At 36.3% G+C, this 25,202-nt stretch carries 29 protein-coding genes; 1 reads left to right on the plus strand and 28 read right to left on the minus strand.

Annotation, left to right across the window (positions count from 1 at the left end; genetic code table 11):
- Nucleotide 1 precedes the first annotated feature (1 nt).
- From HX004_RS00515 to flxA, 28 genes are all read right to left on the minus strand, one after another.
- On the minus strand, nucleotides 2–1,192 hold the full coding sequence (locus HX004_RS00515) for a DUF2062 domain-containing protein (protein WP_286440322.1): 1,191 nt from the start codon (nucleotides 1,190–1,192) through the stop codon (nucleotides 2–4).
- Between the two features lie 11 nt (nucleotides 1,193–1,203).
- Nucleotides 1,204–1,686, minus strand: a complete 483-nt coding sequence (locus HX004_RS00520) for a hypothetical protein (protein WP_286440324.1) — start codon at nucleotides 1,684–1,686, stop codon at nucleotides 1,204–1,206.
- 7 nt (nucleotides 1,687–1,693) lie between these two features.
- Entirely contained in the window at nucleotides 1,694–2,059 is a 366-nt protein-coding gene (locus HX004_RS00525; protein WP_286440325.1) for an ApeI family dehydratase, read from the minus strand.
- A 158-nt stretch (nucleotides 2,060–2,217) separates the two neighbouring features.
- Complete coding sequence (locus HX004_RS00530) at nucleotides 2,218–2,829, minus strand: outer membrane beta-barrel protein (protein WP_286440326.1); 612 nt, start codon at nucleotides 2,827–2,829, stop codon at nucleotides 2,218–2,220.
- Nucleotides 2,830–2,884: 55 nt separating this feature from the next.
- Nucleotides 2,885–3,505 carry an outer membrane beta-barrel protein gene (locus tag HX004_RS00535; RefSeq protein ID WP_286440327.1) on the minus strand — a complete coding sequence of 207 codons (621 nt, stop codon included), beginning with the start codon at nucleotides 3,503–3,505 and terminating at the stop codon, nucleotides 2,885–2,887.
- A gap of 10 nt (nucleotides 3,506–3,515) precedes the next feature.
- On the minus strand, nucleotides 3,516–4,127 hold the full coding sequence (gene lolB2, locus HX004_RS00540) for a flexirubin biosynthesis protein LolB2 (protein WP_286440328.1): 612 nt from the start codon (nucleotides 4,125–4,127) through the stop codon (nucleotides 3,516–3,518).
- Complete coding sequence (lolA2, locus tag HX004_RS00545) at nucleotides 4,105–4,734, minus strand: flexirubin biosynthesis/transport protein LolA2 (protein WP_286440330.1); 630 nt, start codon at nucleotides 4,732–4,734, stop codon at nucleotides 4,105–4,107. Before lolA2 ends, lolB2 begins: the two co-directional genes overlap by 23 nt.
- Nucleotides 4,731–5,498 (minus strand): polysaccharide deacetylase family protein, encoded by a 768-nt coding sequence (locus HX004_RS00550; protein ID WP_286440331.1) that lies wholly within the window; start codon nucleotides 5,496–5,498, stop codon nucleotides 4,731–4,733. The genes lolA2 and HX004_RS00550 overlap by 4 nt, the downstream gene beginning before the upstream one ends.
- Nucleotides 5,483–6,472, minus strand: coding sequence for a beta-ketoacyl synthase N-terminal-like domain-containing protein (locus HX004_RS00555; RefSeq protein ID WP_286440333.1), 990 nt, complete (start codon nucleotides 6,470–6,472; stop codon nucleotides 5,483–5,485). The genes HX004_RS00550 and HX004_RS00555 overlap by 16 nt, the downstream gene beginning before the upstream one ends.
- 3 nt (nucleotides 6,473–6,475) lie before the next feature.
- Complete coding sequence (locus HX004_RS00560; RefSeq protein WP_286440334.1) at nucleotides 6,476–7,672, minus strand: beta-ketoacyl-[acyl-carrier-protein] synthase family protein; 1,197 nt, start codon at nucleotides 7,670–7,672, stop codon at nucleotides 6,476–6,478.
- 2 nt (nucleotides 7,673–7,674) lie between these two features.
- The gene (locus tag HX004_RS00565; RefSeq protein WP_002988585.1) at nucleotides 7,675–7,932 is read right to left on the minus strand and encodes a phosphopantetheine-binding protein; all 258 of its coding nucleotides are present in this window, start codon (nucleotides 7,930–7,932) and stop codon (nucleotides 7,675–7,677) included.
- 5 nt (nucleotides 7,933–7,937) lie between these two features.
- The gene (locus HX004_RS00570) at nucleotides 7,938–8,558 is read right to left on the minus strand and encodes a 3-oxoacyl-ACP synthase (RefSeq protein ID WP_286440335.1); all 621 of its coding nucleotides are present in this window, start codon (nucleotides 8,556–8,558) and stop codon (nucleotides 7,938–7,940) included.
- A gap of 7 nt (nucleotides 8,559–8,565) precedes the next feature.
- The gene (locus HX004_RS00575) at nucleotides 8,566–9,687 is read right to left on the minus strand and encodes a beta-ketoacyl synthase N-terminal-like domain-containing protein (RefSeq protein ID WP_286440336.1); all 1,122 of its coding nucleotides are present in this window, start codon (nucleotides 9,685–9,687) and stop codon (nucleotides 8,566–8,568) included.
- On the minus strand, nucleotides 9,684–10,136 hold the full coding sequence (locus HX004_RS00580) for an acyl-CoA thioesterase (protein WP_286440337.1): 453 nt from the start codon (nucleotides 10,134–10,136) through the stop codon (nucleotides 9,684–9,686). Before HX004_RS00580 ends, HX004_RS00575 begins: the two co-directional genes overlap by 4 nt.
- Entirely contained in the window at nucleotides 10,111–11,388 is a 1,278-nt protein-coding gene (locus HX004_RS00585; RefSeq protein ID WP_286440339.1) for an ABC transporter permease, read from the minus strand. The genes HX004_RS00580 and HX004_RS00585 overlap by 26 nt, the downstream gene beginning before the upstream one ends.
- The gene (locus HX004_RS00590) at nucleotides 11,381–12,133 is read right to left on the minus strand and encodes an ABC transporter ATP-binding protein (RefSeq protein WP_286440340.1); all 753 of its coding nucleotides are present in this window, start codon (nucleotides 12,131–12,133) and stop codon (nucleotides 11,381–11,383) included. The genes HX004_RS00585 and HX004_RS00590 overlap by 8 nt, the downstream gene beginning before the upstream one ends.
- Nucleotides 12,133–13,128, minus strand: coding sequence for a BtrH-related acyltransferase DarH (darH, locus tag HX004_RS00595; protein ID WP_286440341.1), 996 nt, complete (start codon nucleotides 13,126–13,128; stop codon nucleotides 12,133–12,135). Before darH ends, HX004_RS00590 begins: the two co-directional genes overlap by 1 nt.
- A gap of 1 nt (nucleotide 13,129) precedes the next feature.
- On the minus strand, nucleotides 13,130–13,534 hold the full coding sequence (gene DarG, locus HX004_RS00600; protein ID WP_286440342.1) for a flexirubin biosynthesis protein DarG: 405 nt from the start codon (nucleotides 13,532–13,534) through the stop codon (nucleotides 13,130–13,132).
- A gap of 3 nt (nucleotides 13,535–13,537) precedes the next feature.
- The gene (locus HX004_RS00605) at nucleotides 13,538–13,993 is read right to left on the minus strand and encodes a hotdog family protein (protein WP_286440344.1); all 456 of its coding nucleotides are present in this window, start codon (nucleotides 13,991–13,993) and stop codon (nucleotides 13,538–13,540) included.
- Between the two features lie 6 nt (nucleotides 13,994–13,999).
- Nucleotides 14,000–14,434, minus strand: a complete 435-nt coding sequence (locus HX004_RS00610) for a hotdog family protein (RefSeq protein ID WP_286440345.1) — start codon at nucleotides 14,432–14,434, stop codon at nucleotides 14,000–14,002.
- Nucleotides 14,435–14,436: 2 nt separating this feature from the next.
- Entirely contained in the window at nucleotides 14,437–15,570 is a 1,134-nt protein-coding gene (darB, locus tag HX004_RS00615; RefSeq protein WP_286440347.1) for a dialkylresorcinol biosynthesis protein DarB, read from the minus strand.
- Nucleotides 15,571–15,575: 5 nt separating this feature from the next.
- Nucleotides 15,576–16,484: a flavodoxin gene (locus HX004_RS00620; RefSeq protein ID WP_286440349.1), complete on the minus strand. Its 909-nt coding sequence runs from the start codon at nucleotides 16,482–16,484 to the stop codon at nucleotides 15,576–15,578.
- 6 nt (nucleotides 16,485–16,490) lie between these two features.
- Entirely contained in the window at nucleotides 16,491–17,378 is an 888-nt protein-coding gene (locus HX004_RS00625) for a lysophospholipid acyltransferase family protein (RefSeq protein ID WP_286440352.1), read from the minus strand.
- Between the two features lie 8 nt (nucleotides 17,379–17,386).
- Nucleotides 17,387–17,635, minus strand: coding sequence for an acyl carrier protein (locus tag HX004_RS00630; RefSeq protein WP_286440353.1), 249 nt, complete (start codon nucleotides 17,633–17,635; stop codon nucleotides 17,387–17,389).
- Between the two features lie 7 nt (nucleotides 17,636–17,642).
- Nucleotides 17,643–18,863, minus strand: a complete 1,221-nt coding sequence (locus HX004_RS00635) for a beta-ketoacyl-[acyl-carrier-protein] synthase family protein (RefSeq protein WP_286440355.1) — start codon at nucleotides 18,861–18,863, stop codon at nucleotides 17,643–17,645.
- Between the two features lie 9 nt (nucleotides 18,864–18,872).
- Complete coding sequence (gene flxB / locus HX004_RS00640; protein ID WP_286440356.1) at nucleotides 18,873–19,604, minus strand: flexirubin biosynthesis SDR family reductase FlxB; 732 nt, start codon at nucleotides 19,602–19,604, stop codon at nucleotides 18,873–18,875.
- Between the two features lie 10 nt (nucleotides 19,605–19,614).
- Nucleotides 19,615–20,724 (minus strand): WG repeat-containing protein, encoded by a 1,110-nt coding sequence (locus tag HX004_RS00645; RefSeq protein WP_286440357.1) that lies wholly within the window; start codon nucleotides 20,722–20,724, stop codon nucleotides 19,615–19,617.
- A 3-nt stretch (nucleotides 20,725–20,727) separates the two neighbouring features.
- Nucleotides 20,728–22,245, minus strand: coding sequence for a flexirubin biosynthesis tyrosine ammonia-lyase FlxA (flxA, locus tag HX004_RS00650; protein ID WP_286440358.1), 1,518 nt, complete (start codon nucleotides 22,243–22,245; stop codon nucleotides 20,728–20,730).
- Nucleotides 22,246–22,349: 104 nt separating this feature from the next.
- On the opposite strand from flxA, the gene HX004_RS00655 reads away from it, so the two are divergent.
- Nucleotides 22,350–23,585: an NAD(P)/FAD-dependent oxidoreductase gene (locus HX004_RS00655; protein WP_286440359.1), complete on the plus strand. Its 1,236-nt coding sequence runs from the start codon at nucleotides 22,350–22,352 to the stop codon at nucleotides 23,583–23,585.
- The last annotated feature ends 1,617 nt before the right edge of the window (nucleotides 23,586–25,202 follow it).

A 25,202-nucleotide genomic window follows, 5' to 3' on the forward strand; every position in this document is an offset into this window, starting at 1 on the left:
TTTAATTTTTCTGTTTTTGAGCGATTGAGATTAAAAAGAAACTGATGGATCCTAAACAAAAGCTAGCCATCACTGCCAATGCAAAGCTACCTAAAATATATTGCCATAAATGCTCTGAAATTGCCGAAAAACTATATTCACTTATCAATATATTTTGACTGCCATTAGGCACCATAAAATAGCCTATTTGAAGGGAAGCATATACAATAAGGGGAATCATAGGAGGTATGCTTACGTTGGAAAAGGCAAAAGCTAAAACCTTGTTTAATCGAAAGGTAATGGCTAAAAAAATCGAGAGGAATGAATGTAGTCCCCACAAGGGTGATAACCCAATAAAAGTACCCAATCCAATGGACAAGGCCTTAACTGAAGCGGTATCATTACTTCCAAGGATATCCTCGGTTATAAAGGATTTAAAGCTTTTTTTTTTAAAGCTGCGAAAGAAGTTTCTCGGGATAATATACAACAAGGTAATACACACCAATAGGGTGTTTAGTACACTAATTCTCGTAAAATCTTTAAAAGGACGGAAGTGAGACACGCGTTCACTGCTATTGTATAAAACCTGTACGGGTACATTTTTTACCTCAACGTCATTCCACGCGGCTCTTACGATTACTTCTATTTCGAATTCAAACTTGCGCGTATAATAAGTCTTCGCTAGCTTATTTAAAGGGTATAGGCGATAGCCTGATTGTGTATCAGACAAGGAAATACCCGTTTCAAACCAAAACCAAAAGTTAGAGAATTTATTGCCGAAACTACTTTTCTTAGGTACTCCATCTTGATTCATATTTCTTGAACCAATGAACAACACCTCTTTGTTTTTTGCTTCCTCTAGTGCATCGACAAAAACAGGGATATCCGAAGGATAATGTTGTCCGTCTGAATCAATGGTAATGGCATAGGTAAATCCCAACGCTTGGGCCTTGGTAAATCCTACTCGTAATGCATTTCCCTTTCCTCTATTTGCTGGAACAGAAATAAGTGTTATTCGATCTTGATAAGTTGCTAAAATAGCGGCTGTTTCATCAGTAGAACCATCATTTACAACCACAACATCTGTCGTATAGGCTAACACGCCATCTAAAACACGTTGTAACGTTTTGTGGTTATTATAAGTGGGGATTAAAATGCAAATACCCCATTCTTTTAGCTTAGTTGTATAAGTTGCAAGGTTCTCTGTTGTCATCTTCGTGCTTGTTAAAGCAATTTATTCCGGTCATCAGCAGTAAAGGCTTTCGATTGCTCTGCGTAGGATTTAATCCATTTTTTCAAAGCGGTCGATTGGTGACTGTACTGTTTGATAATCATATTTTTGTCACTGTCAATATTCTTGTAATAGCCTACAATTTTGGGTGTATTCTCTTGAATAATCAAGCGAACCAATCGAAATTCTACATTTGCAGGTTCTTTTTCGATAGCGGCTTCAATCAACAAAGCACCTTCTTTGACTAAATCCTTTTTGTCTTTGATTTTCTTTTCAAATTTCGCTTTAGTCACCAAGGCTGCTCCTTTGTAAAGCGTAGCCGATTCGTCCGTTGTTTTAATCGTCAAGGCCTTTTCATAAAAGGCTTGGGCTTGTTCTGCAGACAAACTCGCTTGCTGAAAACTCTTGCTTAAATCAGTAGTTGAAACTTGAAAAAAGCTAATAAAACTGACCAATAAAACTAAGGCTATCTTCATTTGTTTTCTATTTTTGCGTGTACACACTGCTCATTTTGAGCGCTACGGTATCTTGAAAGCTGATACTGCTTTTCACTTTTACTAGGTCTTCTTTTTCTTCTACTGAGAAATGAACAACTAGGGTATTGTCTACTTGTGGATTAATCAGTGTCATGAACTTCACATTGGATACTTGCTGCATAAAAAGTGTCTTATCTGTGGTGGTTTCAACCAATTCTTTGATGATTTGGATCATACACACCCCAGGCATCACTGGATTATTGGGAAAATGCCCTTCAAACACTACATGGTCCTTATTAAGTTCAAGGGTCGCTTGATAACCAGTTTCCACATTTTGAATTGAAACTACACGATAAAAATCCTTTATCAACATAAAATATCAGATTGCATTTTTAATTTCACAAAACTAATTAAAAAATACATATAGTTATGGAAAAACCATTCGTATTGATGTAAATGGCTTTAACATTACTTATTGGAAACAAAAAACTCTCTTTCAAGAGTGAAAGAGAGCTCTATATTCTTTCTTTATTAAAAAGTATAAGTCAATCCTATTTGGAAGCTTGAGTTAAAGCTATCGTTGTTAGACCAATAGTTGTCCCAATAATAGTCATCCTTATCAACCACACGAACAACACCTTGTCTCCATCTCGCTTCTACTTCTAATTTATCCATAAGTTGGTAACCAACTCCCACGTTAAATGTTAAATCAGCATAAAAATCTGTTTTGCTCTTTCCTTCCGTCATAATAGCTAATCCAGGGCCTACATGTGCATTGAATTTTTTAAAACTGAATTTATTAATCACATTGATATCGAGATAAGATAGGTTGATATCCTCCGATTTTACTCCTTGATTTGCACTTTCCCAACCGTTGTTCCAGCTATTTCTAATGTAAGATAAATTGGCATTTTTAGCCCCTTGCATCGTATAGTTCAATTCGGGTTGTAAGGTATAAAACTTTACAATGTGAATAGGGAATTGTACCCCAACATAGAAACCAGGTTTGAAATCTGCCTCCGCATTAGTAATAGTAGATAAACTCAATCCACCTCTAACTCCAGGTGCGAATTTCTTTTGTGCATACGAGCTAGCAGTAACTCCAACTGTTAAACACGTAATAAATAGTAATTTTTTGATCATAATTTATTGGTTATTTCGTTTTGTAAACAAGGTAAGAAAATGCTATTCCTAAAATTTAAAAGGTAAAGGTTGCACCAATTTGAAACGTTGAATTTCGTACCCCCTCTCCCTCTATAATATGATGTTTATTTTGACTCCAATATCCATATTCATCTACAATAGAAAGTAAACCAGTTCTCCATCTAGCTTCAATTTCTACATATTTGGTTATTTTATATCCTACGCCTAAATTTATTGTTAGATCGACATCTATATCCGTATAATCACTGCCCTTCAATAAAAAAGCTACACCTGGACCAATATGTGCATTGAATTTATTAAATCGAAATTTATTGATAACATTCGCATCAATATACGACAAATCAACGGAATTCGTTTCAGGAGTACTACTAAAAGGATCACTGGGCCATAAAGTTTTACCTCCATAAAAATTGGCATTTCTAGCTCCTTGGCGCGTATAATTCAATTCAGGTTGTATGGAATAAAACTTAGCTAAGTGGACTGGAAGTTGCACACCAATATAAAAATCCGTTTTATAATCAGATTCTATACTTGTCAATGTAGATAAATTGACTCCACCTCTAATCCCAGGAGTAAACCATCTTTTCTTTTGCGCATAAGAACTAAAAGCAATTCCTAAAGCTAAACAAGTAACAAATAGTATTTTTTTTATCATACATTAATTTTTAATTTCCTACAGGTGTTAAATCAATTCGAATTGGAAAATTTTTGTGTTCAATAACGGCTCCCTTTTCTTTGGTGTAGACAAAGAAAATTTTTGGTTTTCTAGCACTCGCAGCAATTACTTCTGTTACTTCCTCTTGTTGATTAACCACAACAAAGGTTTTTTTCTTTTTGTATTTTCCACTGTAAACCGTTGTATTCTTCTCCACCGCTTTGGCATTTAGGGTATAGGTATCTTCCACTAAATAGCTAAAATCTTTAGCTAAGAAGTTGAGGATAATTTTTTTATCTAAATCGGGCATGACGTAATTAACCGTATAAGGCTGGTCTTTGTAAATCGAGAAATCGAAGAGGGTATTGCCAAAATCAGAGGTCAAAACAACGCGATGAAGTTGCTCATCCATGCGTTTTACAACTAATAAACCGCTCAGTTCTTTTTTAAAAGCCTGAATATGAGCGCGAAAAATGTGCTCTTCTCCAATCGTGGCGAAATAGTTATTTGTCACCGTAAAAGTTCCTTGCGTATAATTTTCTTTGTGCTCCACGGGGCCGTGGTAACTCTTGCAAGAAAACAAGATTAAAGAAACCAGACTAATTAGTAAAAGCCTTTTCATCTAATTTAGTATTAACTTTTTTATTGCTAAATACAATGCGCGTATAATCCGCTGAAGGTTCAATCAACTTCACTTCCGAAACTGTGTTTTGTCCTTCGTCAAAATACAAGACAATCTCACTGATGTATTGTGCAATTTCCTTGCTCAACGGAACTAATTTAGCAATGCGTCGATTTTTATTTTTAAAATAGGTAATGGTGAATTCCTTCTCATCGAACATATTTCCACTAATACTGCCGACAATCAGTGTATTGATTTTGGCAAACTTTTTATTGTTTCCAATGTCTATTTTATTCTTTTTTCCTTGATCATTAATCGTGATTTTATTATCTGCAAAGGCAATACTATAGGCGAAAGGAGTTGTGTACTTCCAAAGCAATTTATTGGGAATACTCAACTGCATCTGTCCTTTAGACTCAATTTCTTTGGACATAAAACTCATGTTTTTGTATTGAACAAAATCCGTTGATAGGGTTTTTATATCTTTAGTACTGCTGACAACTTCCTTTTTAAACGCGCTTTTTTCGTCATTTGTCATGGCCTTTTCTTGGCTGAACCCCACAAGGGTTGTTCCCCATAATAAAGCGGTAAAGATTAATTTTTTCATTGTTTTTCTTCGTTTAAGAACTCTACTAAATTAACTAATTTATAGTTGTCTTGCTGCAATTGTTTTAAAAGTGTGGCTAAGACCTGTACCGATCGATTGCTTGTATCGTGTAGCAACACAATCGGCTGTCGATCTATGCGCTTGTATATGCGCTTAAAAATAGTGTTTTCATCTTGGATTACAGTATCTAAAGATCGATTATTCCACCCAATCACACGGTGTTTAGTTTGACGCAGGGCTTTTGCGATATGCGGATTGGTAATCCCAAAAGGAGGGCGATAAAAAGGCGATTTAATCTGCAGTAGCTGCTCTATGATCTGATCGCACTTCTGTATTTCTTCCTTGACTTGAGCTGTTGATAGAAATCCCATGGAATTGGGATGTGAATAGCTGTGATTGCCAATAGTATGGCCATCCGCTAGGATTCGTTTTGCAATATCAGGATATTGCTCGAGTTGTTGACCGATGCAAAAAAAAGTTGCTTTGGCTTGATATTGCTGTAGCAAATCCAATACTTCGAGTGTGTATGGAGTCGGTCCGTCGTCAAAAGTTAAGGCAACGGTTCTGGGTTGAGGGTTTGGGCTTTTAAAAACAACAGGAATAAAAAACCCCAAGCGAATATCAAAAACCCCCCAACTAAACAGACCAATAAAGAAGAGTAATCCTGGAAGTAACCACGCAAGAGATAGGCTATTATTTACAATCAAATAAAGCGCAATTATTGCATAGGCAACGGTTATTCCAACGACTATTTTTCTCCACATTTTTTGAGCAATATAAAACTGTGATCTTTTCCTCGAAATTGATTGTACAGCAGAATATAAGTCATCCCATCCGCTCTTTTCATTCGCTCTGCAGCTAATAATAAGCCAAAAGACGAAGCGGTATGATGGTGTCCTACATATTCCTTATAAGTTACAATTTCAGCTTGATTCAACGTTTGTTTTACCTCATCAAAATAATCTTGATCAACAGGTAAATCACAACTTCCTACATAAACAAGATCAATGACATCAGCTGTCAAATTATGTTGAGCTAAAAAATCGCTTACCTTTATTGGTGCATTACTGATTTGTATATCCACTATTTCCGCATAACTAGAAGGTGTATGCTGTTGGTCCAACACAAAGAAAGTAGCTCCTTCTCCTGTATTGATCCCTGCTTCAAAAACCGTATCCGCCGTATTGACTATTTCTGCTACTTGTTGATTGATAATTGTCGTTTTACCTATTTCATCAATACCACCAATCAATGCATGCTCTATTTCTTCCGCTTTGATTTGCAAGAAACCATCAAGTAAGGCTGATTCAAACGAACTGTTTTGATGTACATAAGTAAAATTATATCCCTTACATCCTAAATGCAAGGCAATTTGTCCGCCAACGGTATTGTGTGTCGATTGAATAAAGGAAGTAGGTGTTAGGTAACTCTCGTTGTTGTCTAGCATCAATTCTAAGAATTTTTCCGAATCGACTAAACAGCCTAATCCCGTTCCGGTAATAATGGCCTGAGGCACTTGAAGATGTGCTTCCTCTAGCGCTTTATGAGCCGTATAGATTCCCATTTTTACTCCTTTTGCCATTCTTCTTACCATAGCAGGAGCAATCAATTCTTTATACGAAGGCTGTTGTGCTTCATTGACACCTTGTTCAATTTTATTCAGTGTTTCTACCGAAAAATTACGCGTTTGTTCTTGGATTGAAATAGAGGATAACCCGTTGATATATACCTTTTTCATCTGTTAGGCTTTAGTAAAAATAATCGTTGAACAATTTCCTCCAAATCCAAATGAATTCGACATAACAGCCTCAATGGGTTGATATACGGTTTCTCTTTGAGGTACAATAGTCAACTCTTCCATAGGGGTGCTATGATTCAAATTAGCAAATACAACGTCATGTTGAAGGGATAAAATACTATACACAGCTTCAATTGCGCCTGCTGCTGCCAAGGTATGTCCTGTAAAGGGTTTGGTAGAGCTAAACACAGGTGCTTCATTTCCAAAAATACGTTGGATGGCTCTTCCTTCAGACAAATCGTTGTTTGGAGTTGCCGTTCCATGTGCATTGATATAGTCAATTTGCTGTGTAGTAAGCTCAGCCATAGTTAATGCTTTTTGCATGGCTAAGAAAGCACCTTCGCCATCTTCAGACGAAGCGGTTTGATGGTAGGCATCATTGGCATTGCCATATCCTGCTACTACACCTAAAATCGCTTGTTTGCGTTCAATCGCAACTGTCTCTCGTTCTAAAACGAGATAAGCCGCTGCTTCTCCTAAATTCAATCCTTTTCGATTTTGATCAAAAGGGGTATTATCCGTATCTGATAAAATCATCAAAGTATTAAAACCATTTACTGTAAACTTAGATAAAGCATCTGTTCCTCCAACAATTACACGGTCTAACTTTCCGGCTTTAATCATACGACATCCCATCATCAAGGCATTAGCCGCAGAAGAACAAGCAGTACTTATCGTTGAAACATATCCCTGTAAACCCAAGTAATCGGCTATTTTTTCTGTTGAATCTCCAGCTTCTTGACTGGATACGTACTTTCGAACGGTAGGATCTGTTTGGAAAGCTTGATAATATTGTTCAATAAAATCCATCCCTCCAACCGAAGTAGAAGATATTAATCCTGTGCGAACAGCATTAATATCTTGTATCCCGGCTTGTTCTACGGCTTGTTTTGCCGCATAAACGCCTAATAAAGCAGTTCTCGTATAGTTGTTGTCTTCGGGTAGTTTTAATCGTTCAATCAATTCATCCGTAGTGCTTTTTACTTCCCCTACTTTGATATGGTCTTTGTGAATGGAATCAAACAACGTTAAAGTTCCCACACCTACTTGATGGGAAACTAAAGCACGATAATTTTCTTCAACGGTTTGGCCAATTGCAGAAATGATTCCCATACCCGTAACAACGATACGATCTTGCATATTTATTTTGTTCTGTTTGCTGAAATATACGCTGCCATTGTTTCAATCGATTGAAAAATAGCTCTTCCTTCTTTTGGATCACTTAATTTGATTCCGTAATCCTTATCCATTAATACGATTAATTCTAACGCATCAATAGAATCCAATCCCAATCCATCTCCAAATAGAGGATCTGTATCTTGAATATCGTTGATTTCGATGTCTTCAAGGTTTAAAACGTCAATGATTTTAGTTTTTAATTCTGTCTTTAAATTTTCCATTTCAATTAAAATAAATGCTTAATACTTTCTATTGTATGAGGTAGTTGTCCTTGTTTTTCAACTAGGTACAAGACCAATTGATATTCTCCTTCTAAATAATCGACCCAACCACATAACGCTTTTGTTGCGCGATTGGTTTGCAACGCATAGGTTGCGTAGTTGTACATCATGTCAGCGTCATAGGTTGGTGACATGAAAAAGGCATTTTCACCTTGCAAGCGATGTCTAATGCTTATTTCAGCCAAGCAAATATTAGCTAAAGTATAAACAAATACCGCTGGACTGGGATAGTATGCTGTTGCATCTACAATGGATGCACTGTGTTTTATATCGGTATCCAAACTCGAAGTAGCATTGCTCAAATAAAGGGCTGTATCGTAAATGGGTTCATCCGTGTGGGAAGAAACCAATAGCATTTCAGCACCGATAAAAGCTAATTTACTCAACAAATCCATTTTAAAAAACTTGGGATATTCCATCGTTTTTTCTTTGTAAATGCGCTTTAAAAATAAAGCTAAATCTGATAATTCACTAGCCGTTGCACGAAAAGCTACTTGCCCGTTTACGACCACTTCTCCCGCCTTGATGGTGCAATAGTCTGTGATATAAAAAGTTTGTTCACTCATCTTCCCTTTACTTTTTACTTAGTATTATTGCCGTATTTGATCCACCAAATCCAGATGCTGTTTTCAAGGCAAATTGTAAGTCTTGTGTTGCTGCCTTTTTGGTGATATTCACTGCTCTAGATACACCTAATTCCTCAAATCCCTTGGAGACAATTAATTCATTGTATCTCATACTTTGCATGAGCATCACCAATTCTAACAATCCCGCAGCACCTAAAGTATGTCCAAAATATCCCTTTTGGCTGTGAATGGGTTTTTGAGCTAATCCCAAGCGATCAAAAGCGATAGATTCCATTTCATCATTATAAGCGGTAGCAGTTCCATGTGCGCAAACACAATCGATTTGATCTGTGGATAACTGCGCTTCCTTTAAGGCTTGTTGGATACTTAAAAATAGGCCTTCGCCCGTACGCGAGGGGCCTGATATATGATTGGCATCTGCAATAGAAGCTTCGCCCATTATTTCAAAAGATTGCCCTTCAATTGGGGTAGTGCTGAGGTAAACTGCAGCAGCTGCTTCTCCTAAACTTACTCCCTTTCGATTGGCATCAAAGGGTTTACAAGGTTCTTCACTCATGGCTTGAAAGCTGTTGAAACCCGAAACAACGAAAGGTGTTAATTCATCTCCCGCTAAGACATAAGCATCGTCAAATTGATTCATTTGAATCAATCGCTTGGCCACAGCAACTGCTAATATTCCCGAAACACAGGCATTACATACAACAATCGGAAGTGTTGCAAAACCGAAATAATCCGCAACGCGTTGTGCCGATTGATTGATATCTGCCTCTGCTAGCTGATTCATTGCTAAAGCAGCTATATTTCCCTTGGTTGTAGAGAGAACTAAAGCTGTTTTAGCTGTAATTTTTCCCTGCTGCACCAAAGGTTGCAACGTACAAATTAATAGGCGTTCAAAACGCGTAAATGCCGTTGTATCCGATTTGCTGTTTTGTTCTTGTTCTTCAATCCACACATCAGCAATTTGGCCGCCGTAAAAATCAGAGATAAAGCCCAATTGTGCTATTTTTTTTATTCCTGATTGTTGCTGTTGCATCGCCTGCCAATTTTGATTTGTACCAAATCCTAGCGAACTGAAACAATTGGCTGTATTAATGTAAACCTTTCTCATACTTCTGTCAATCCTAATTTGGCTTTCCATTCTTCGTAAAAAGGCGGTATAGCTAACGACAAATTATTGGCTTGATCGAGAAAAACCTGTGTTGTTTCTCCCGTACAAACGACTTGATCTTGTTCGTTTAAAATCTTAAATCTAAATATAATTTTTGCAGCAGGACTTGCTACATAAGTGGCTTGAATGCGAATTACATCGCCGTATTTCAATGTCAATTTATGGGCACAAGACGAAGCGACAATAGGTGTGACATAACCCGCTTTCAACATGTCTAAATAGGAAATGCCGTATTTTCTGCCAAAGGCTTCTCTTGCATCTTCAAAGTACACTAAATAGTTACCATGCCAGACAATTCCAAGCGCATCTGTTTCGTTGAATCGAACTCTTGTTTCTACTTCAACGGTCAGTTCGGAAACTTCTTTATAAAGATCTTTTTTTCTTATCATAAAACAACGCTATTGAGATCATTACTAAAGCAAACAAAAGTAGCAAAATAATCTCAGTTCTAATTTCCCATAAACTCCCTTGTCTGAGCAAGAGGGTGTAATAGCCTTCCAATCCCCAATTCATCGGTGATAGTTTAGCTATATATTGCATAAGGGTGGGCATCGCAAAAGTAGGTACCCAAACCCCGCTCACAGCTGCAAGAATCACGACAAAAGTGGCTCCAAAAGGAGAGGACTGTTCTTGTGTTTGGGCTAATGTTCCAAAAACAACACCCAAAGAGATGGCAGATAAACCAATACACAAGGTTAATATACTCAAATTAAACAATTGATTTCCAACAGTAAAAGGCAGTAATCCTAAGGAAGGAAAAATGTATTTCCCTACGGCTAAGATCAGATAAAACTGCAACAAGCAAATCACGAGATAGGTGATGATTTTACCTGCCCAAAGAATTCCCATTCCCGTAGGAACAGTATACAATCTTACTTTAGTTCCTTGATTTTTTTCTTTGACTAGATTCATTGCAAAGGGCACAATGATAAAGAAAATGGCAAATAAGGACCAAGCGGGTACATTGTGTTGTACGGCATTGGGTTTTACTTCCTCATGCAGATCAAGGGGTGATATTTCTTTAAACGCAAAAAGCGCTTGTTGTTTCAATAAAGTACTTTCAGAATCTAAGTCCAACTGAGCGGCAAAAGCGCCATAGATAAATTTATTTTCTGTTTGTGTAACAATGCGATCGATAGCTGCTTTAATTCCCTCTTTGTAGGCAATTTGCAAAGCTGGATCGAAATACAAGACCACTTCCTTTTGCTCAAACGACAGTTTCTCTTGCTTTGGAGCAACAGTGTCACCCATTTGGAGTACTTCCTCAACATTGGCATCAATATAACTTTGAATCTCTTGCGTCAATTGCTTCGGAATCACAATAGCCAATTGATAATCTCCCTTTAACACCGCATTTGCCGCGCGTTCTTCGGTCAATTCTTTCCCTTCTAAAGTGGTTACAATTTCAAAGCTTCCCAAGGCATTTACTTCATCAAAAATCGCTTGTGAAACTTCTGCTTGATCCTGATCAATAACCAACAGTTTTAATCGTTGATTGGTTATGTTTTCATAGGTATTATTTTGAATCAAAGTTACCACAATGACCAAAAACACAGGCATAATGAATAGAACCGCTAAACCACCTAGATCTCTAGCCAGCAGTTTTGCTTCTTTGCGGATGGTCATGAGTAATTTATACATTGTCCTTCAAATTTATACCGGTTAAATGCAAAAAAGCTTCTTCTAAATTCGCCGTTTGTGTCTGGGCCATCAGGGATTCGCTTGTTCCCAAGGCAAATACTCTACCCTTGTTGATAATGGCAATGGAAGTACACAACTCTTGTACCTCGTGCAAATGATGAGAGGTATAAATAATCGTGGTTCCTTTGGCATTGAGTTCTTTTAGGAAAGAGACAATTGACAGTCGAGATTGTAAATCAACCCCAACCGTAGGTTCATCTAAGAAGAGAATTGCTGGATCGTGTAAAATACCTGCAATGAGATTTACCCTTCTTTTCATTCCACCCGAAAAGGTGTCTATTTTTTTATGAGCAAAATCTTCTAACCCCAAATAGGTCAGATAATGCTGCACTTTTTGTTTGAGCACTTTTCCCTTTAATCCGTACATACTGCCGAGAAACATTAAATTTTCATACGCTGACAGGGTGGGATAGAGGGCATATTCTTGTGGGACTACCCCAATCATGCGCTTAATATCACTTTCATTTTGCTGGTAGGTTTTACCTTCAATTTTCAAGAGACCCGAAGTGGGCTTTACTAGTCCATACAACATTGATAGAAGCGTAGTTTTACCTGCTCCATTGGGACCTAATATTCCAATAAATTCTCCCCGCTTTATTTGCAAAGAAACATCTTCAATAGAAAAGAAATCCGCTCCTTTGTATTGTTTGTACAACTGTTGTATATCGATGACAAGGTCTTTCATTAGATGGCTTTTTTGAGCTTTTTAAAGAATTGTTCTTCTCGATCGGCCAAAACTTTTAATTCATTTGACAAATTCTGGTACACTTCCTCTCCATTTTTGCGCTTTTTATACACACGGGCTGCATTTACAGCAAAATCTCTCCACGCATCTCCAATGGCAGTCATTTCAGTTGCAAACTCATTTAAAACGGGCTTATTGATCTTTTTAGAAGCCTCTTGTAAAAAAGCGGCATAAATAAAGCGAAATCCACCACCACCCGTACCTATTTCCTCTTGCATACGCACCAGTTGAGCCAAAAAGTGATTGGCTTTAGGCACCCCGTGTTTCTTGGGCCATTTAACGATGGCCTTAGCCACCATCCGCATCCCTCGAACACCAACAATAGGAACAGGAGCAAGCATATCATTACACGTTTTTTTAATGGCTTTGACAATGGCTTTTTCCCAATCAATCTGTTGTGGTATTGCCACTGGATAATAAATCTGTCCTTTAGGAGCAAAAGCCCCCTGGGCAAATCGCACTTTTTCCAATTCACTAGGAGTTAATTCTGTGGTAGTCGCCATCACGGGATCACTAACCAAGAAATTAGCGCCATTTTTCCCGTAAACTACGAGGTTATGTGCATTGAAGTGAAAGCGATATTCTTCCGGAAAATAAGGCAAGTGATAAACCCCTACTTGGAGTCCACAAGGAATTCCTTGAGCAATCTTCGATTCTAATTCGCGTTGTGCTTTTTGTTTGTCGCTGAATTTGATGCGTTTCACTTGTAATCCCAAGCGCTTGGCTAGGCGATTAAAGATTAACCCCGGCAACGGTCGGTAACTAATGGCCGGTGCGTGATTCACTTTGACAAAAGGCAAGTAAACAAAAAACAATCCTGACCCAATACCAAAAGCCATGGGTTCACTGATTTGAATACCTTGGTTACTCAATAAATTTGAAGCTACTCCATTTTCACAATGGGCAGACTGTTTGTGTACAAAATCTATCTTCATCTTATTTTCCGCTAAATGCCTTTAATTCCGCAACGGTTATTTCAAAGGCATCTGCATATTTTTGTAGTACTTTCGCACTTAATTTTTTAAAAATACGAGGTTTAAAGTGTCGTTTGACACGCCATCTCCAGATTGATACATAAGCACTTAAAGTAGGTAAATCCATGCGATTTACTTCCATAAAGTACACGATTGGACTTACTAAACCATTCGCTACTTGTTCTTTGGCTTCTTGCACGCGAGCATTAATTCCTTCCAATGTAGCTTCTTGTACAATCGTTTTGGTTTCCCAACCCGAACTAAGAGCCGTCACATATTCGCCTTGATCATTAACTGCATAACACAATTCTTGGATGTCATTATCCTGCAAACTGCTTTTATCTTGTGGTACTTCAGACTCTTTCATAACTTATTGTTTTTGTAAGAAAAGGTTGACTTCTGCTTTTAATACTGCTTGAGTTACTGTGCGCGTTGTCACGGCAATTAAGCAGATTGAAAAATCATCGCCATCCATACGAGAGATTAGTTTCCCTTCCGTAAAAAGCGTCTCCCCAACATGAGGTAATCCTAAGATTTCTACTTTTTTCATGGCACTTATAAATCCCAATACATTGACATTTTGGCGTTCTTGGTGATTTTCATCGAAGAAGAAGGTTTGTCCGACAATAGCGGAACAAGTCTGAGCTGCATTTTCCATTAATCCTGCTTCACAAAACCTCCCATTTTCTAAGAAAATATTATCTGCTTTGATTTCAAATAAGGTAGCAACACTATCGGTATTGATTGCTGTAATAATATCTACCATCAGCATAGGAGCGCGATGTGGTAAATAATTTTGTATTTCAATGACTTTAGTATTGACCATAAGGGATTAAGATTGTGCAAGAACAGTTTTCATCTGTCCAGTTGCTATTACGATATCATTACAAGTTGTGGTCAGTTCTACTAAAGTAACCCCCATAAACTCGTGTAAGATTTGAGCTTTTGTGATTAACTGATCCCCTACTTTAGGCAATTGAGTAATCGCTATCATTTTGATGGATCCAATATACCCTGTTGGGGCTGTTTGTGCTTTTAAATAATAGGCATATCCTGTGTGTAAAGCTACGGATTGTGCCATATGTTCAATAATTCCTGATTCTTGCATATAATCATTCGCCACACATAGGGTATCCTTTTTAATCGACAATCCTGCTTCAATGAAATCGTCTCCAAATTGATACAATGCATCAACCATGACAATAGGAGCACGCTGAGGAATTAAAGTTCCTACCAATTCTCTAGCTATCAATTCTTTTCTTTCCATGATTAAACTACTTTTAAATAGGCATAAGCATAGGAAAATCGTCCACTTTCAGGAACGGAAAGCAAAATGCGATCGCCGGATTTTAGTTTACCTGAATTCATCAATTCTTCAAACATCAAATAGATGGAAGCAGATCCAACATTTCCTACGTGTTTCAAATTCATAAACCATTTGTCTTTGGTAATTTCCATACCTGCTTCGGCAAATTTGGTATACAATCCATCTACGAAGTAATGCGAAGATACGTGAGGTAAAAAATAATCGATATCTGCTACAGTTATCTTATTTTTTTCCAAAGCAGCTTTCATACTTTCAACGCCTTTATCTAAAATATTCTCGTTTAATATTTTCACATCTTGCTTCAAGGAGAATACCGATTCAGTCAACCATTCTTGCGCTTCATAGTCGCTCCATGGTTTGATACTTCCATCCTCTAATTTATCCCCACCTGCATACATACACGCTTCTAATTCGAAAGCATATGAATAGTAATCCATCCATAAAATTTCAACGGATTGCTCTCCTCTGGGTTGATTTTCTAATAAGAATGCCCCACATCCATCCGACAACATCCAACGCAAAAAGTCCTTTTTAAAAGCAATAATAGGTGTTTGTTCTAACGCTTTTAAATTGGCAACTTCCTCTTCAAATTTTTCTGATTTCATCCACGTGGATACACGTTCCGAACCTGTACAAACTGCATTGGCCGCTGTTTCCGATTTAATCGATAAAAAGCCAAATTTTAAAGCATTCATTCCCGAACAGCACACGCCAGAAGAAGAATTTAATTCTAGTGATTTTGTTTTCATCAATCCGTGTACCATAGCTGCATGAGATGGCAGTAAGCTATCTGGAGTAGAGGTACCACAAGATAGTACTTCGATTTGAGATAATTCAAATTGAGGATCACATAAAGCTTGAATAGCTTCGAAGGTTAATTGTGCATTGGTATGCGTAATTTTTCCTTGTTTGGTCAGCGCGTAATATCTTGTTTGAATTCCGTTATTTCTCAACACAATTCGACGTGCTTTAGACGCTTGATGGTCTATTTTTCCCAATACTTCTTCCATTTCGTCATTTGAAATGGGATCATTGGGTAAAAATTTTGCGGCTCTGGTTATAAAAACTCTTCCCATAACGTTTACTTTATTCCTTGAAAATACGTTTTATCCCGTTGGATTTTTTTGTAATTCAGAGGATACAAAAGGATATGAATTAAATGTACAATTGGCGAAATCAACCAAATGGCAACGAATAAATACACATTGAAACACTTGAGTAAAAAAGGGCGTCGCTGTGGGCTATTTTTTAAAATCAATGCCGACCAAATGCCAAAAAGACGATTGGCTTTTCGATCCATGGATACTAAAAAATGGCGTACTTCTACTGCATTTTGTTGAATGAGCTCTTCTTGTAATCCTTGATAATTAGTACTATATAAATATTTTCTTATTGTTTCGCCAAATCGCTTACTTGCCAAAATTTCTTCTGGCGCAATGCCAGGTTTTGGCAAAATACCATAAACGTTGCGTTTTTTGCCGGAGAACATCCAATCGACAATGGTAATTACACTTACTAAATTAATATTTCTATCTACAAGTGCAATATTGCCCACCAAAAGACCTTGAACGGCTTGAATTTGCTTTTTTAATTTTTCTTGAGCCATCACCCACATATTTCGACTTCCACTAACCGTTACAACAGGAGTATCGGCAAGTAGTTGTTGGGCATATGCACTTTTCATAAAAGAATTAATTGGGATAGAAGGCGTTAAATACCACACTTGGTATCCTAATACAACTAAATCGTATTTTTTAGCTAAAATAGCCTCTGAAGGGGGTAAAATAGGTTGTTCAATCTGTTTGAACGATTCTGGAAAAGCATCAAAAAAATCTGCTTTTTTCCAAGGGAAACCATAAGGTTGCTCCATCTCAATTTCATACCAGGTTACATCAACAGCTTCCTCTTGTACCAAAGGGCTAACCAATTGATCTAAAACCTGCTTTAACTGGCCAGATTGACTATAGTAAATAACTAATACACGCTTCATCCTCTTTTATTTAGTATGGGGTGGTTTTTCCCAAAAGTCGTAATAATTAAACCATTGTAAGGGATATTTTTTTACTATTTTCTCCACACTAGAACAATAGGATTGGAGTAGGTGTTGTGCATCGCGATGTTTAACTTCTGCCCGTCGGGTGTACAAATGATAGTGCAAATTATTTTCTTTCATTACGTACACATAAGCAACAGGTACTTTCATACGCGAGGCTATACTAAAGGGACCTGCTGGAAATACAGCTGATTCACCTAAAAATTCTTCTTCTAAGGTTTTTATACCGGGGAAAAAACGATCCCCTGTAAAACAAATAATTTCATTGTTTGACAAACACGTATTAATCTCAAAAATATGAGACATATCGTCTTGAACAATAATAAAATTCAGATTCGTTTTTATCGAAATTTGATCAAAATAGGCTTTGATAAAACTGTGTTCTCGATCTGTCGTTACTAAGTTAATCTGACAGTCAAAATCAATATCTGCAAAGAAATATTCTGCAACTTCAAAGTTTCCAACATGTGCGCTAATTAAAATAGCTCCTTTTTTCTCGGCCAACAATTCTTTTAGGATTTCTATTCCGTCAAAATCATAGGTAAATCGATTTCTCAATCCGATTGAAATTGCTGTTTTGTCAATCAGTACTTGTCCAAATCTAAAGTAGCTGGCGTACATCATCACCATCGATTTGAGCACGTTGAATCCATGTCGTTTATGGAGGTAATAGTAAAGCGCTTTATTGGATTTCCAAGCGGTAATAAAATAGTAAAAAGCTACAAATATCAGAACGCTATAAGCTGTTCTGATACCGAGCTTTTTTATACATAAAACGAAAATTTTATACCCGAGTAAATTACCTTTAGATTTTCCTTGCCATTGCGCCATTGATCATCTTACTTTTGGGTAATCTTGCGTTCGATTAAATCGTAGAAATCTTGAAAAGTAACAATAGCTGTAAAATCAGCTTCCACTAATTTAACGCCGAAATTTGATTCAATTAATACCACTAAATCAACATAATCTAAACTGTCTAAATTCAAACTCTCTCTTAGATTATTTTCTGCTTCAATTACATCTTGATCTACTTCAAACTCCTCAACTAAAATTTGATTAATTTTTTCGAAAATCTCTTTATTATCCATGTATCAACTATATTTTTTTAACTATAAGGGCCGAATTAGTACCCCCGAATCCGAAAGAATTGGACAAATATATATCAAATTTTTTATCTAACGTTTTTTTAACAATATTAAGTCGGTTGGAGTCTTCATCCCCAACTTCGAAGTTTTTGTTTGGACTGATGAAATTGGCATTCATCATTAGCGTAGAATAAACAATCTCACTAGCCCCTGCCATCCAACATTCATGTCCTGTGAGGGATTTTGTTGAGGTAACCTGCGGCATACTGTCTTTGAAGACTTCGTAAATTGCTTTAGCTTCATTGGCATCCCCTAAAGGAGTGGACGTTGCATGTGCATTAATATAGCCCACTTCATCTACGGCAATACCTGCATTTTGAATGGCTCTGCGCATAGCTGTAGCTGGTCCATCTACATTGGGGGTAGAAATATGTCCTCCATTAGAAGAAAAACCATATCCAATTACCTCCGCAATAATAGGGGCACCACGTTCCATTGCCGATTCATAACTTTCCAAAATCAAGGTTGCACCACCACCACTAGGCACCAGACCATTTCTATTGGCGTCAAAAGGACGAGAAGCCTGGGAAGGATCTACGCCTTCTTCTGCAAAGACTCCTAAACCATCAAAACTAGCCATGGCAAAAGGATTTATTTCTTGCGCTCCACCACAGATAACAATATCTTGCATACCGCCTTTAATCATGGCAAATCCCAAACCAACGGCATGAGATCCACTCGCACAAGCAGCACTAATGGTCATATTAATTCCCCTCAACTTAAAAATAGTCGATAAATTCATCGTAACTGTGGAATTCATCGATTTGAAAATGGCACCAGAACCAATTAAAGCCGTGTCTTTTTTATCTCTAAAAATATCAGTTGCCTCAATAACGGCTTTAGAAACACTATCGTTGCCATATAAAATACCAACCTCTCGTTGTTCCAAAAAATCAAGGCTAATTTGCGCATTTTTCAATGCTTCCATTGTAGCCACATAAGCGTATTCTGTTTCTTCCCCTACAGAAAGTCTTTGTCTTCGATTGAGATCTGCTTTCAAATCTGGGCGAGGAACCATCCCTGTAAAAGCAGAGCGAAACCCCATTTCATGACGTTGTTCATCGTATATAATACCCGATTTACCTTCGTATAACGATGTTTTTACCTCGTCGAGATTCAATCCTAAACAAGAGTAAATGCCCATTCCTGTAATAACAACTCTTCTTTCCATCAAACTTACTTATGAATAAATTCCTCCGTTAATATTGATTACTTCACCGGTAATATAACTTGCTTTATCAGACGTTAAAAAACCTACTAAATCCGCTACTTCTTCTGCTTTACCAAATCGATTCGCAGGAATTAATTTTACTAATTCTGTCGCATCTAAATTGGCTGTCATATCCGTTTCAATAAATCCAGGTGCAACTGCATTTACTGTAATATTTCTCTTGGCAACTTCTTGTGCCAAAGCTTTAGTTGCTCCAACAATTGCGGCTTTAGCCGCTGAATAATTCGTTTGTCCTGCTGTTCCTTTCATTCCAGATACAGAAACCATATTGACGATACGCCCATATCGGTTTCTCAACATCTTTTGAATAAAAAACTGCGTTACATTATAGAATCCATTTAAACTCGTCTGAATTACTGTATTCCAATCCTCATATGACATCCACATAAACAATCCATCTCTTGTTACTCCAGCATTATTTACAATCACTTCTACCACAGCTGTAGGATTGTTCTCTACCCATTTTGATAACACTTCAGTAACTTCTTCATTTTTACTCACATCAAAGCGAAGAATCTCTCCTGTTGATCCTAATTGTTCCACTTCGCGCAACGTTTCTAACGCTTTTTCTTCGTTGGATTGATAATTAATCAAAATATGATAGTGCTTTTCTTGTGCTAAACGCAGGCAAATTGCTCTACCAATTCCTCTAGATCCCCCAGTTACAATTGCGGTTTTCATTCGTTCTATTTTAATTAAATAATTCTACATTTTTATACCATTTCCCTGTAAATAGATTTCCATTTACATCTAAATAGCCCCATTTTTTCTTGTACTTCACGCGGACTAATCCGTCATTAAAGCCCTTATCTCTAGCTTGAGGTGAAAAGAGTGATGCCGTTATTTTATATTGAGCGGGAATTACAATTTTTCCTTCTCTATTGATAAAACCCCATTCTTTTAATTTCACGGCTGCTAAACCCTCTATTGAAAAAGGCAAAGCATTTTCAAAAGTAAAAGGAATTACTTGTTTTCCTTTCTCATCAATATATCCCCAATAGCCTCCTATTTGAGCAGGAATCAACCCATTTTGCAAGGGTCCTAGGTTCTCATAATCAAAGGAGAGTACAACTTCTCCCTTGCTATTGATTACCCCCATTTTTTTTCCTTGTTTCACAAGAATAAAATTGGGATTTGAACTGTTGACCACTTGATCAACAAAAGGGATAGCAATTAAATCACCATTATTCCATAAATACAGTTGATTCTCTTTTTTTACCCAAGTTAATCCATCCTGATATGTACCTATTTTCTGATAAAGAGGGGCTATAATTTCATTTCCTTTATAATCGATAATACCCCATAATTTATCAATAGCAACAGGCGTATAATCGGTTGTAAATCGCTTAATAACGTCATATATAGGAGCTACAATAGTATTTCCCTTGAAATCAATTAAGCCTATTTTCTTCTCTACTCTTTGAATTGCTGTTCCCTTGTAAAAACGATATTGTCTTGGGTCAAGTTCAAAGGGCAATCGCTTTCCTTTTTTGTCAATAAAAAACCACTCCTTATCTATTTTTACAAAAGCCATACCTGAGTTAAAATCCTTGGCTTCATCAAAAGTAGGTCGAATCGCCCAATTGCCCTGACGATCGATATACCCCCATAAAAGACCATTATTTACACAAGCTAAATCATCTGAAAAAGAATTGGCTTCAGTAAATTTAGGTTCTACAGCATATTCTCCTTCCTTATTCAAATAACCAAAAAGTTTGTCTTCTCGAACAAGTGCTAATTCTTGTGCATGAATTAATCCAGCACATAAAAAGAAAAAGAAAAAAAGAGAAATACGCCTCATAATTTACGCTTTTAAGTATTCTTTTATTTGTTGTAGATACGGATACAAGGCTTGATCATCTGAAAATTCAGGGATAATCTGGCGAATTTCCGCATACCATTTTTTCGTTGTTTCCGAAACTTTGTCCTTATAGGCTAAAGCATCAATGGCCTGAACTAAAGTTAAGATTTCAATGGATAAAACTTCAAAGCTATTTTCAATTAATTTATCACATAAAACCGCCGCATTGGTTCCCATACTTACAATATCTTGATTGTCATTGTTATTTGGGATGCTGTGAATATACATCGAAGTTGCTAATGCTTGACACTCTGCCGTAGTTGAAGTTGCCGTAAATTGCGCACCTTGCATACCAAAATTAAACCCTAATTTTCCAAGGTTTACAAAAGGAGGTAATAATTCATTAATTTTAGCATTGAGTAGGTAATTCAACTGGCGTTCTGCAAGCATAGTCAATCGCGTAACCACCAATTTCAACTTATCCATTTCCAAAGAAATATAATCTCCATGGAAATTTCCACCGTGATACACTTGTTGACTCTTCACATCAATCACAGGATTGTCATTGGCAGAGTTCATTTCATTTTCAAGAACCTTACCCACTTCTTGAATGGTATCGTAAATAGGACCTAAGATTTGAGGAATACAACGAATAGAGTAATACTCTTGTACTTTATCTTTGAATATTTCTTCTTGATTTGTTCCATTGTACAAATGTTCCTCTCTTTTCTTAATCAACTGGCTATCTTGTAAATTCTGACGCATTTGTTGAGCGATGTGTTGCTGGCCTTTGTGCAATTTAGCCTCATTCAATTCAGCAGACAAATGATCGTCATAAGCCGCTACTAATTCATTAATCGCACAGGCAATTTTTACAGACCAATCCAATAGGGTATTCGCTTTATGCCAATTTAAAATACCAATTCCCGTCATCACAGAGGTTCCATTCATCAAAGAAATTCCCTCTCGAATACTAATGCGCATAGGTGTTACATTTTCGAGTTCAAATACTTCTTTGGTATTTCTTCGTTCTCCTTTGTAAAAAACCTCTCCTTCTCCTATTAATACCAATGCTAAATGAGCTAATTGAACTAAATCTCCACTTGCTCCCACACCACCATGTGCGAAAATTAAAGGTGTAATTCCTTTATTTAAGAGCGTTTTCATCAACTCAATAACCTCCAAATTAATGCCTGAATATCCTAAAGAAAGCGAATTCAAACGCGCCAAAATCGCAGCGCGAACTTGCTCAACACTTAAGGGATTTCCAATTCCAGATGAGTGACTGCGAATTAGATTATATTGTAGCGCCACACATTCCTCGTCTTTAATTCGGTATTGAGCCATTGGTCCGAACCCTGTATTTACACCATAGATTACTTTATTTTTAGCATAATCTTTTAAAAAGTTAAAACTTTCATTTACTCGCTCTTGCAATGCTGGAGCTAATACTAATTCTTGCTCTACCTTTAGATATTGTATAAAATTTTCTAAGGATAAGAAACCATTCAACGTGTTCATTAACTTGGTATATTAGTTATATTTGTATCATAATTTTATGCCAATTGATTTGGAGCATAAAACAGAGGCAAATTTAATACTATTAACATAATAAATAGCAAACAATGTCAATTGAAAATGTAGATGTCCTAATAATAGGAGCAGGTCCATCTGGAAGTGTTGCAGGCAGTTACTTACACAAAATGGGTGTAAATGTTAAAATTGTAGAAAAAACAAAGTTTCCGAGAATTGTTGTTGGAGAGAGCTTAATTCCCCGCGTCATGGATCACTTTGAAGCAGCAGATTTGCTTCCTGCTTTAAATACCTATAATTTTCAACCTAAACCTGGGGCGCGATTTATTCGAGGAAAAGAAATCTGTATTTTCGATTTTAGCGATAAATTTTCCAAAGGTTGGGATTGGACGTGGCAAATTCCCCGTGCCGATTTTGACAAAGCTATTACAGATGAAATGCAACGCAAAGGCATCGACATTCAATTTGAAACGGAGGTTACTCATGTTGCTTTTGAAGGAACAGATTCACTGACAACGATTCGAAATGCTGCAGGAGAAGAGTCTCAAATTCACGCTAAATTTTTGATTGACGCCAGCGGATATGGACGCGTTTTACCGCGTATGCTCAACCTCGATGCTGCTTCTAAATTAAGTCCACATTCTGCTATTTTTAGTCATATTCTTGATGAAAGAAGACCTGAAGGAGTAGAGGGAACCCAAATTTCTTTTGACATTTTAGAAACCAAAGTATGGCTTTGGGTGATTCCTTTTTCCAATGGAAAAACAAGTGTAGGTATTGTAGGTCCTACTGATTATATTGAAAAATTAGGAGACAATCCAACAGAAGCCTTACAAAATGCTATTAACCTTTCTGACTTCTACATCAATCGATTTGGAGGTTTGCCATTTGATTTTGAACCTAAAAAACTATCTAATTATTCCATTAGCGTGTCCAAAATGTTTGGTGAAGGCTATGTATTAACGGGAAATAGTACAGAATTTTTAGATCCTGTTTTCTCTTCAGGGGTGTGTTTTGCTACAGAATCAGGGATGCTCGCTGCTAAATTAGCCATCAAAACCTTAGAAGGAGAAACTGTAGATTGGCAAAGAGAATATGCGGATTATATGAATGAAGGTATCGATGTTTTTACCACTTATATTCAAGAATGGTATACAGGTAACCTACAAGAACTCTTCTTCCATCAACCTGAAAATGCCGATGTAAAACGAAAAATATGTTCTGTTTTGGCCGGTTATGTTTGGGATAAATCAAACCCATTTGTATTAAAACACAACAGTGTTATTCGCAATATGGCTCACTTAATTAAGATGGAAAAAGGCATTTAATATGTTTCTACTTATATGATATATGAAAAAAAGTCCTACATTTTGATGTAGGACTTTTTTTAATTTTTATTCTAAAATAACAGGGATATCACACTCAAAAAAGAAATATTACTCTTCTAATTTTAGATTTTAAACAGCGTTAAAAATACAAAATACGACTCTTTTAAGCCTAAAATTTCATGCTTTTATCTCCTTAAAATCTATCTTTTTTTTCCCTCTTTACTTCAAAAAAACATTCCTCTTAAGGTTAAAAAACAAGTGTATTTTCCATTAAAATCAACTCAAAAAATTCTCATTTTTTCAGCTTGATTTAGATTCAAAATCATTTCATTTTATACATCAAAAAAGTCTTTTTTATTGCACCAAACCTATTGAATACTGTCTGTAAAAAGTTGTTTTTTTGCACTCTAAATTTGAGTTTCAGCACCAAAATTCACCTCTTTTTCTTCCATTGCCTTCGCTATTTTTTACCTCTTACGAACGAAAAAACACCACAAAGACAAAGAGAACTAAAAAAATGATAAAACTAAAAATAACAATTAATTAACTGATTTATAACCTATTAACACTTATCAACAACGCTTTTTTTAAAAGAGGCTAATCTGCTGATTATGAAGGAAAACTAAATGAACAGTTTTTGTTGATAAGTATGGAAAGAATAGAATAAGTATTTTTTGTTTAGTTAAAATAAATTACAATACGGCACAAAGTAGAAGCTGTGCAAATTTATTTTTTAGATTCTATCAGCTAGATATCCATACTCCATTCACCACTTATCAACAGAAATACACCCCCTAAGTTATATTAAACAGGCTGTTGATAACGGTTATTAACCGTGTTAATAAGACAGCTATAAGGCTATTTTTAAGCGATTTAAGAAATGATAAGCTGTTAATAAGTTTTTATAAGTCAAAACTCCAAATTCTGGCTTAAAAGTTATTGTACATATTAACAAACAATATAATAGAGGTATTTTTTTTTAATTTTTAAAAAGATTTTAATTCTATTATTTATAGTGTTGATAACGTTGATAAGTCTGAATTTTTATGTTCTCTTGATTTTTGATCTTAAGTTGACTTTTTTGTGGGTTTATTTTTCGCTTCCATTTTTTTATACGCCTTGTAGTTTGCGTATAATTTTTTTTCTTGATCTTCGGCTTGAATTTTAAAAATAGAGAGGGAATTTTTTATCGATTTAATTTTTTTTTGAAGCCTGTAGTTTCTCTAAAATAAATTGGAAAAGGCTTCGTTCTGGATACGAAAAATACAGGAGGTTTTTCAAAGGAGATAGAGGACTTAAATTGGCCTGCATTTTTATGTTTCGATTAAACTAATTTTGCCTTTCTGTATCGCAAATTCTAGATTGCTATTTTTTGCGATTTCTGAAAATTTGGATTTATTTTTTTTTCAGTTTCGAACTTAGGACGTGCTGTATTTTGCGTATATAATTTTGATTGTGCTATGGTTTGAAATATTTAAATTACAGCTGTTGTATTTTTGTTGGCTGCTTGAGATTTGTTTCTCTTTTCTTATTTAAGACTTGTTGTAATTTGCGTATATTTTTTTTTGTGCAAGTGGGATGGAAATACTAAAATTATAGCAGCTGCATTTTTGTACT

Origin of the sequence: Myroides sp. 1354 (genome assembly GCF_030324495.1) — a bacterium.
Taxonomy (GTDB): domain Bacteria; phylum Bacteroidota; class Bacteroidia; order Flavobacteriales; family Flavobacteriaceae; genus Flavobacterium.

Excerpts from the sequence above, each read along its gene's own strand:
- HX004_RS00515 (WP_286440322.1), bottom strand. The coding sequence starts at position 1,192 with ATGACAACAGAGAACCTTGCAACTTATACAACTAAGCTAAAAGAATGG.
- HX004_RS00520 (WP_286440324.1), bottom strand. The coding sequence starts at position 1,686 with ATGAAGATAGCCTTAGTTTTATTGGTCAGTTTTATTAGCTTTTTTCAA.
- HX004_RS00525 (WP_286440325.1), bottom strand. The coding sequence starts at position 2,059 with ATGTTGATAAAGGATTTTTATCGTGTAGTTTCAATTCAAAATGTGGAA.
- HX004_RS00530 (WP_286440326.1), bottom strand. The coding sequence starts at position 2,829 with ATGATCAAAAAATTACTATTTATTACGTGTTTAACAGTTGGAGTTACT.
- HX004_RS00535 (WP_286440327.1), bottom strand. The coding sequence starts at position 3,505 with ATGATAAAAAAAATACTATTTGTTACTTGTTTAGCTTTAGGAATTGCT.
- lolB2 (WP_286440328.1), bottom strand. The coding sequence starts at position 4,127 with ATGAAAAGGCTTTTACTAATTAGTCTGGTTTCTTTAATCTTGTTTTCT.
- lolA2 (WP_286440330.1), bottom strand. The coding sequence starts at position 4,734 with ATGAAAAAATTAATCTTTACCGCTTTATTATGGGGAACAACCCTTGTG.
- HX004_RS00550 (WP_286440331.1), bottom strand. The coding sequence starts at position 5,498 with ATGTGGAGAAAAATAGTCGTTGGAATAACCGTTGCCTATGCAATAATT.
- HX004_RS00555 (WP_286440333.1), bottom strand. The coding sequence starts at position 6,472 with ATGAAAAAGGTATATATCAACGGGTTATCCTCTATTTCAATCCAAGAA.
- HX004_RS00560 (WP_286440334.1), bottom strand. The coding sequence starts at position 7,672 with ATGCAAGATCGTATCGTTGTTACGGGTATGGGAATCATTTCTGCAATT.
- HX004_RS00565 (WP_002988585.1), bottom strand. The coding sequence starts at position 7,932 with ATGGAAAATTTAAAGACAGAATTAAAAACTAAAATCATTGACGTTTTA.
- HX004_RS00570 (WP_286440335.1), bottom strand. The coding sequence starts at position 8,558 with ATGAGTGAACAAACTTTTTATATCACAGACTATTGCACCATCAAGGCG.
- HX004_RS00575 (WP_286440336.1), bottom strand. The coding sequence starts at position 9,687 with ATGAGAAAGGTTTACATTAATACAGCCAATTGTTTCAGTTCGCTAGGA.
- HX004_RS00580 (WP_286440337.1), bottom strand. The coding sequence starts at position 10,136 with ATGATAAGAAAAAAAGATCTTTATAAAGAAGTTTCCGAACTGACCGTT.
- HX004_RS00585 (WP_286440339.1), bottom strand. The coding sequence starts at position 11,388 with ATGTATAAATTACTCATGACCATCCGCAAAGAAGCAAAACTGCTGGCT.
- HX004_RS00590 (WP_286440340.1), bottom strand. The coding sequence starts at position 12,133 with ATGAAAGACCTTGTCATCGATATACAACAGTTGTACAAACAATACAAA.
- darH (WP_286440341.1), bottom strand. The coding sequence starts at position 13,128 with ATGAAGATAGATTTTGTACACAAACAGTCTGCCCATTGTGAAAATGGA.
- DarG (WP_286440342.1), bottom strand. The coding sequence starts at position 13,534 with ATGAAAGAGTCTGAAGTACCACAAGATAAAAGCAGTTTGCAGGATAAT.
- HX004_RS00605 (WP_286440344.1), bottom strand. The coding sequence starts at position 13,993 with ATGGTCAATACTAAAGTCATTGAAATACAAAATTATTTACCACATCGC.
- HX004_RS00610 (WP_286440345.1), bottom strand. The coding sequence starts at position 14,434 with ATGGAAAGAAAAGAATTGATAGCTAGAGAATTGGTAGGAACTTTAATT.
- darB (WP_286440347.1), bottom strand. The coding sequence starts at position 15,570 with ATGGGAAGAGTTTTTATAACCAGAGCCGCAAAATTTTTACCCAATGAT.
- HX004_RS00620 (WP_286440349.1), bottom strand. The coding sequence starts at position 16,484 with ATGAAGCGTGTATTAGTTATTTACTATAGTCAATCTGGCCAGTTAAAG.
- HX004_RS00625 (WP_286440352.1), bottom strand. The coding sequence starts at position 17,378 with ATGGCGCAATGGCAAGGAAAATCTAAAGGTAATTTACTCGGGTATAAA.
- HX004_RS00630 (WP_286440353.1), bottom strand. The coding sequence starts at position 17,635 with ATGGATAATAAAGAGATTTTCGAAAAAATTAATCAAATTTTAGTTGAG.
- HX004_RS00635 (WP_286440355.1), bottom strand. The coding sequence starts at position 18,863 with ATGGAAAGAAGAGTTGTTATTACAGGAATGGGCATTTACTCTTGTTTA.
- flxB (WP_286440356.1), bottom strand. The coding sequence starts at position 19,604 with ATGAAAACCGCAATTGTAACTGGGGGATCTAGAGGAATTGGTAGAGCA.
- HX004_RS00645 (WP_286440357.1), bottom strand. The coding sequence starts at position 20,724 with ATGAGGCGTATTTCTCTTTTTTTCTTTTTCTTTTTATGTGCTGGATTA.
- flxA (WP_286440358.1), bottom strand. The coding sequence starts at position 22,245 with ATGAACACGTTGAATGGTTTCTTATCCTTAGAAAATTTTATACAATAT.
- HX004_RS00655 (WP_286440359.1), top strand. The coding sequence starts at position 22,350 with ATGTCAATTGAAAATGTAGATGTCCTAATAATAGGAGCAGGTCCATCT.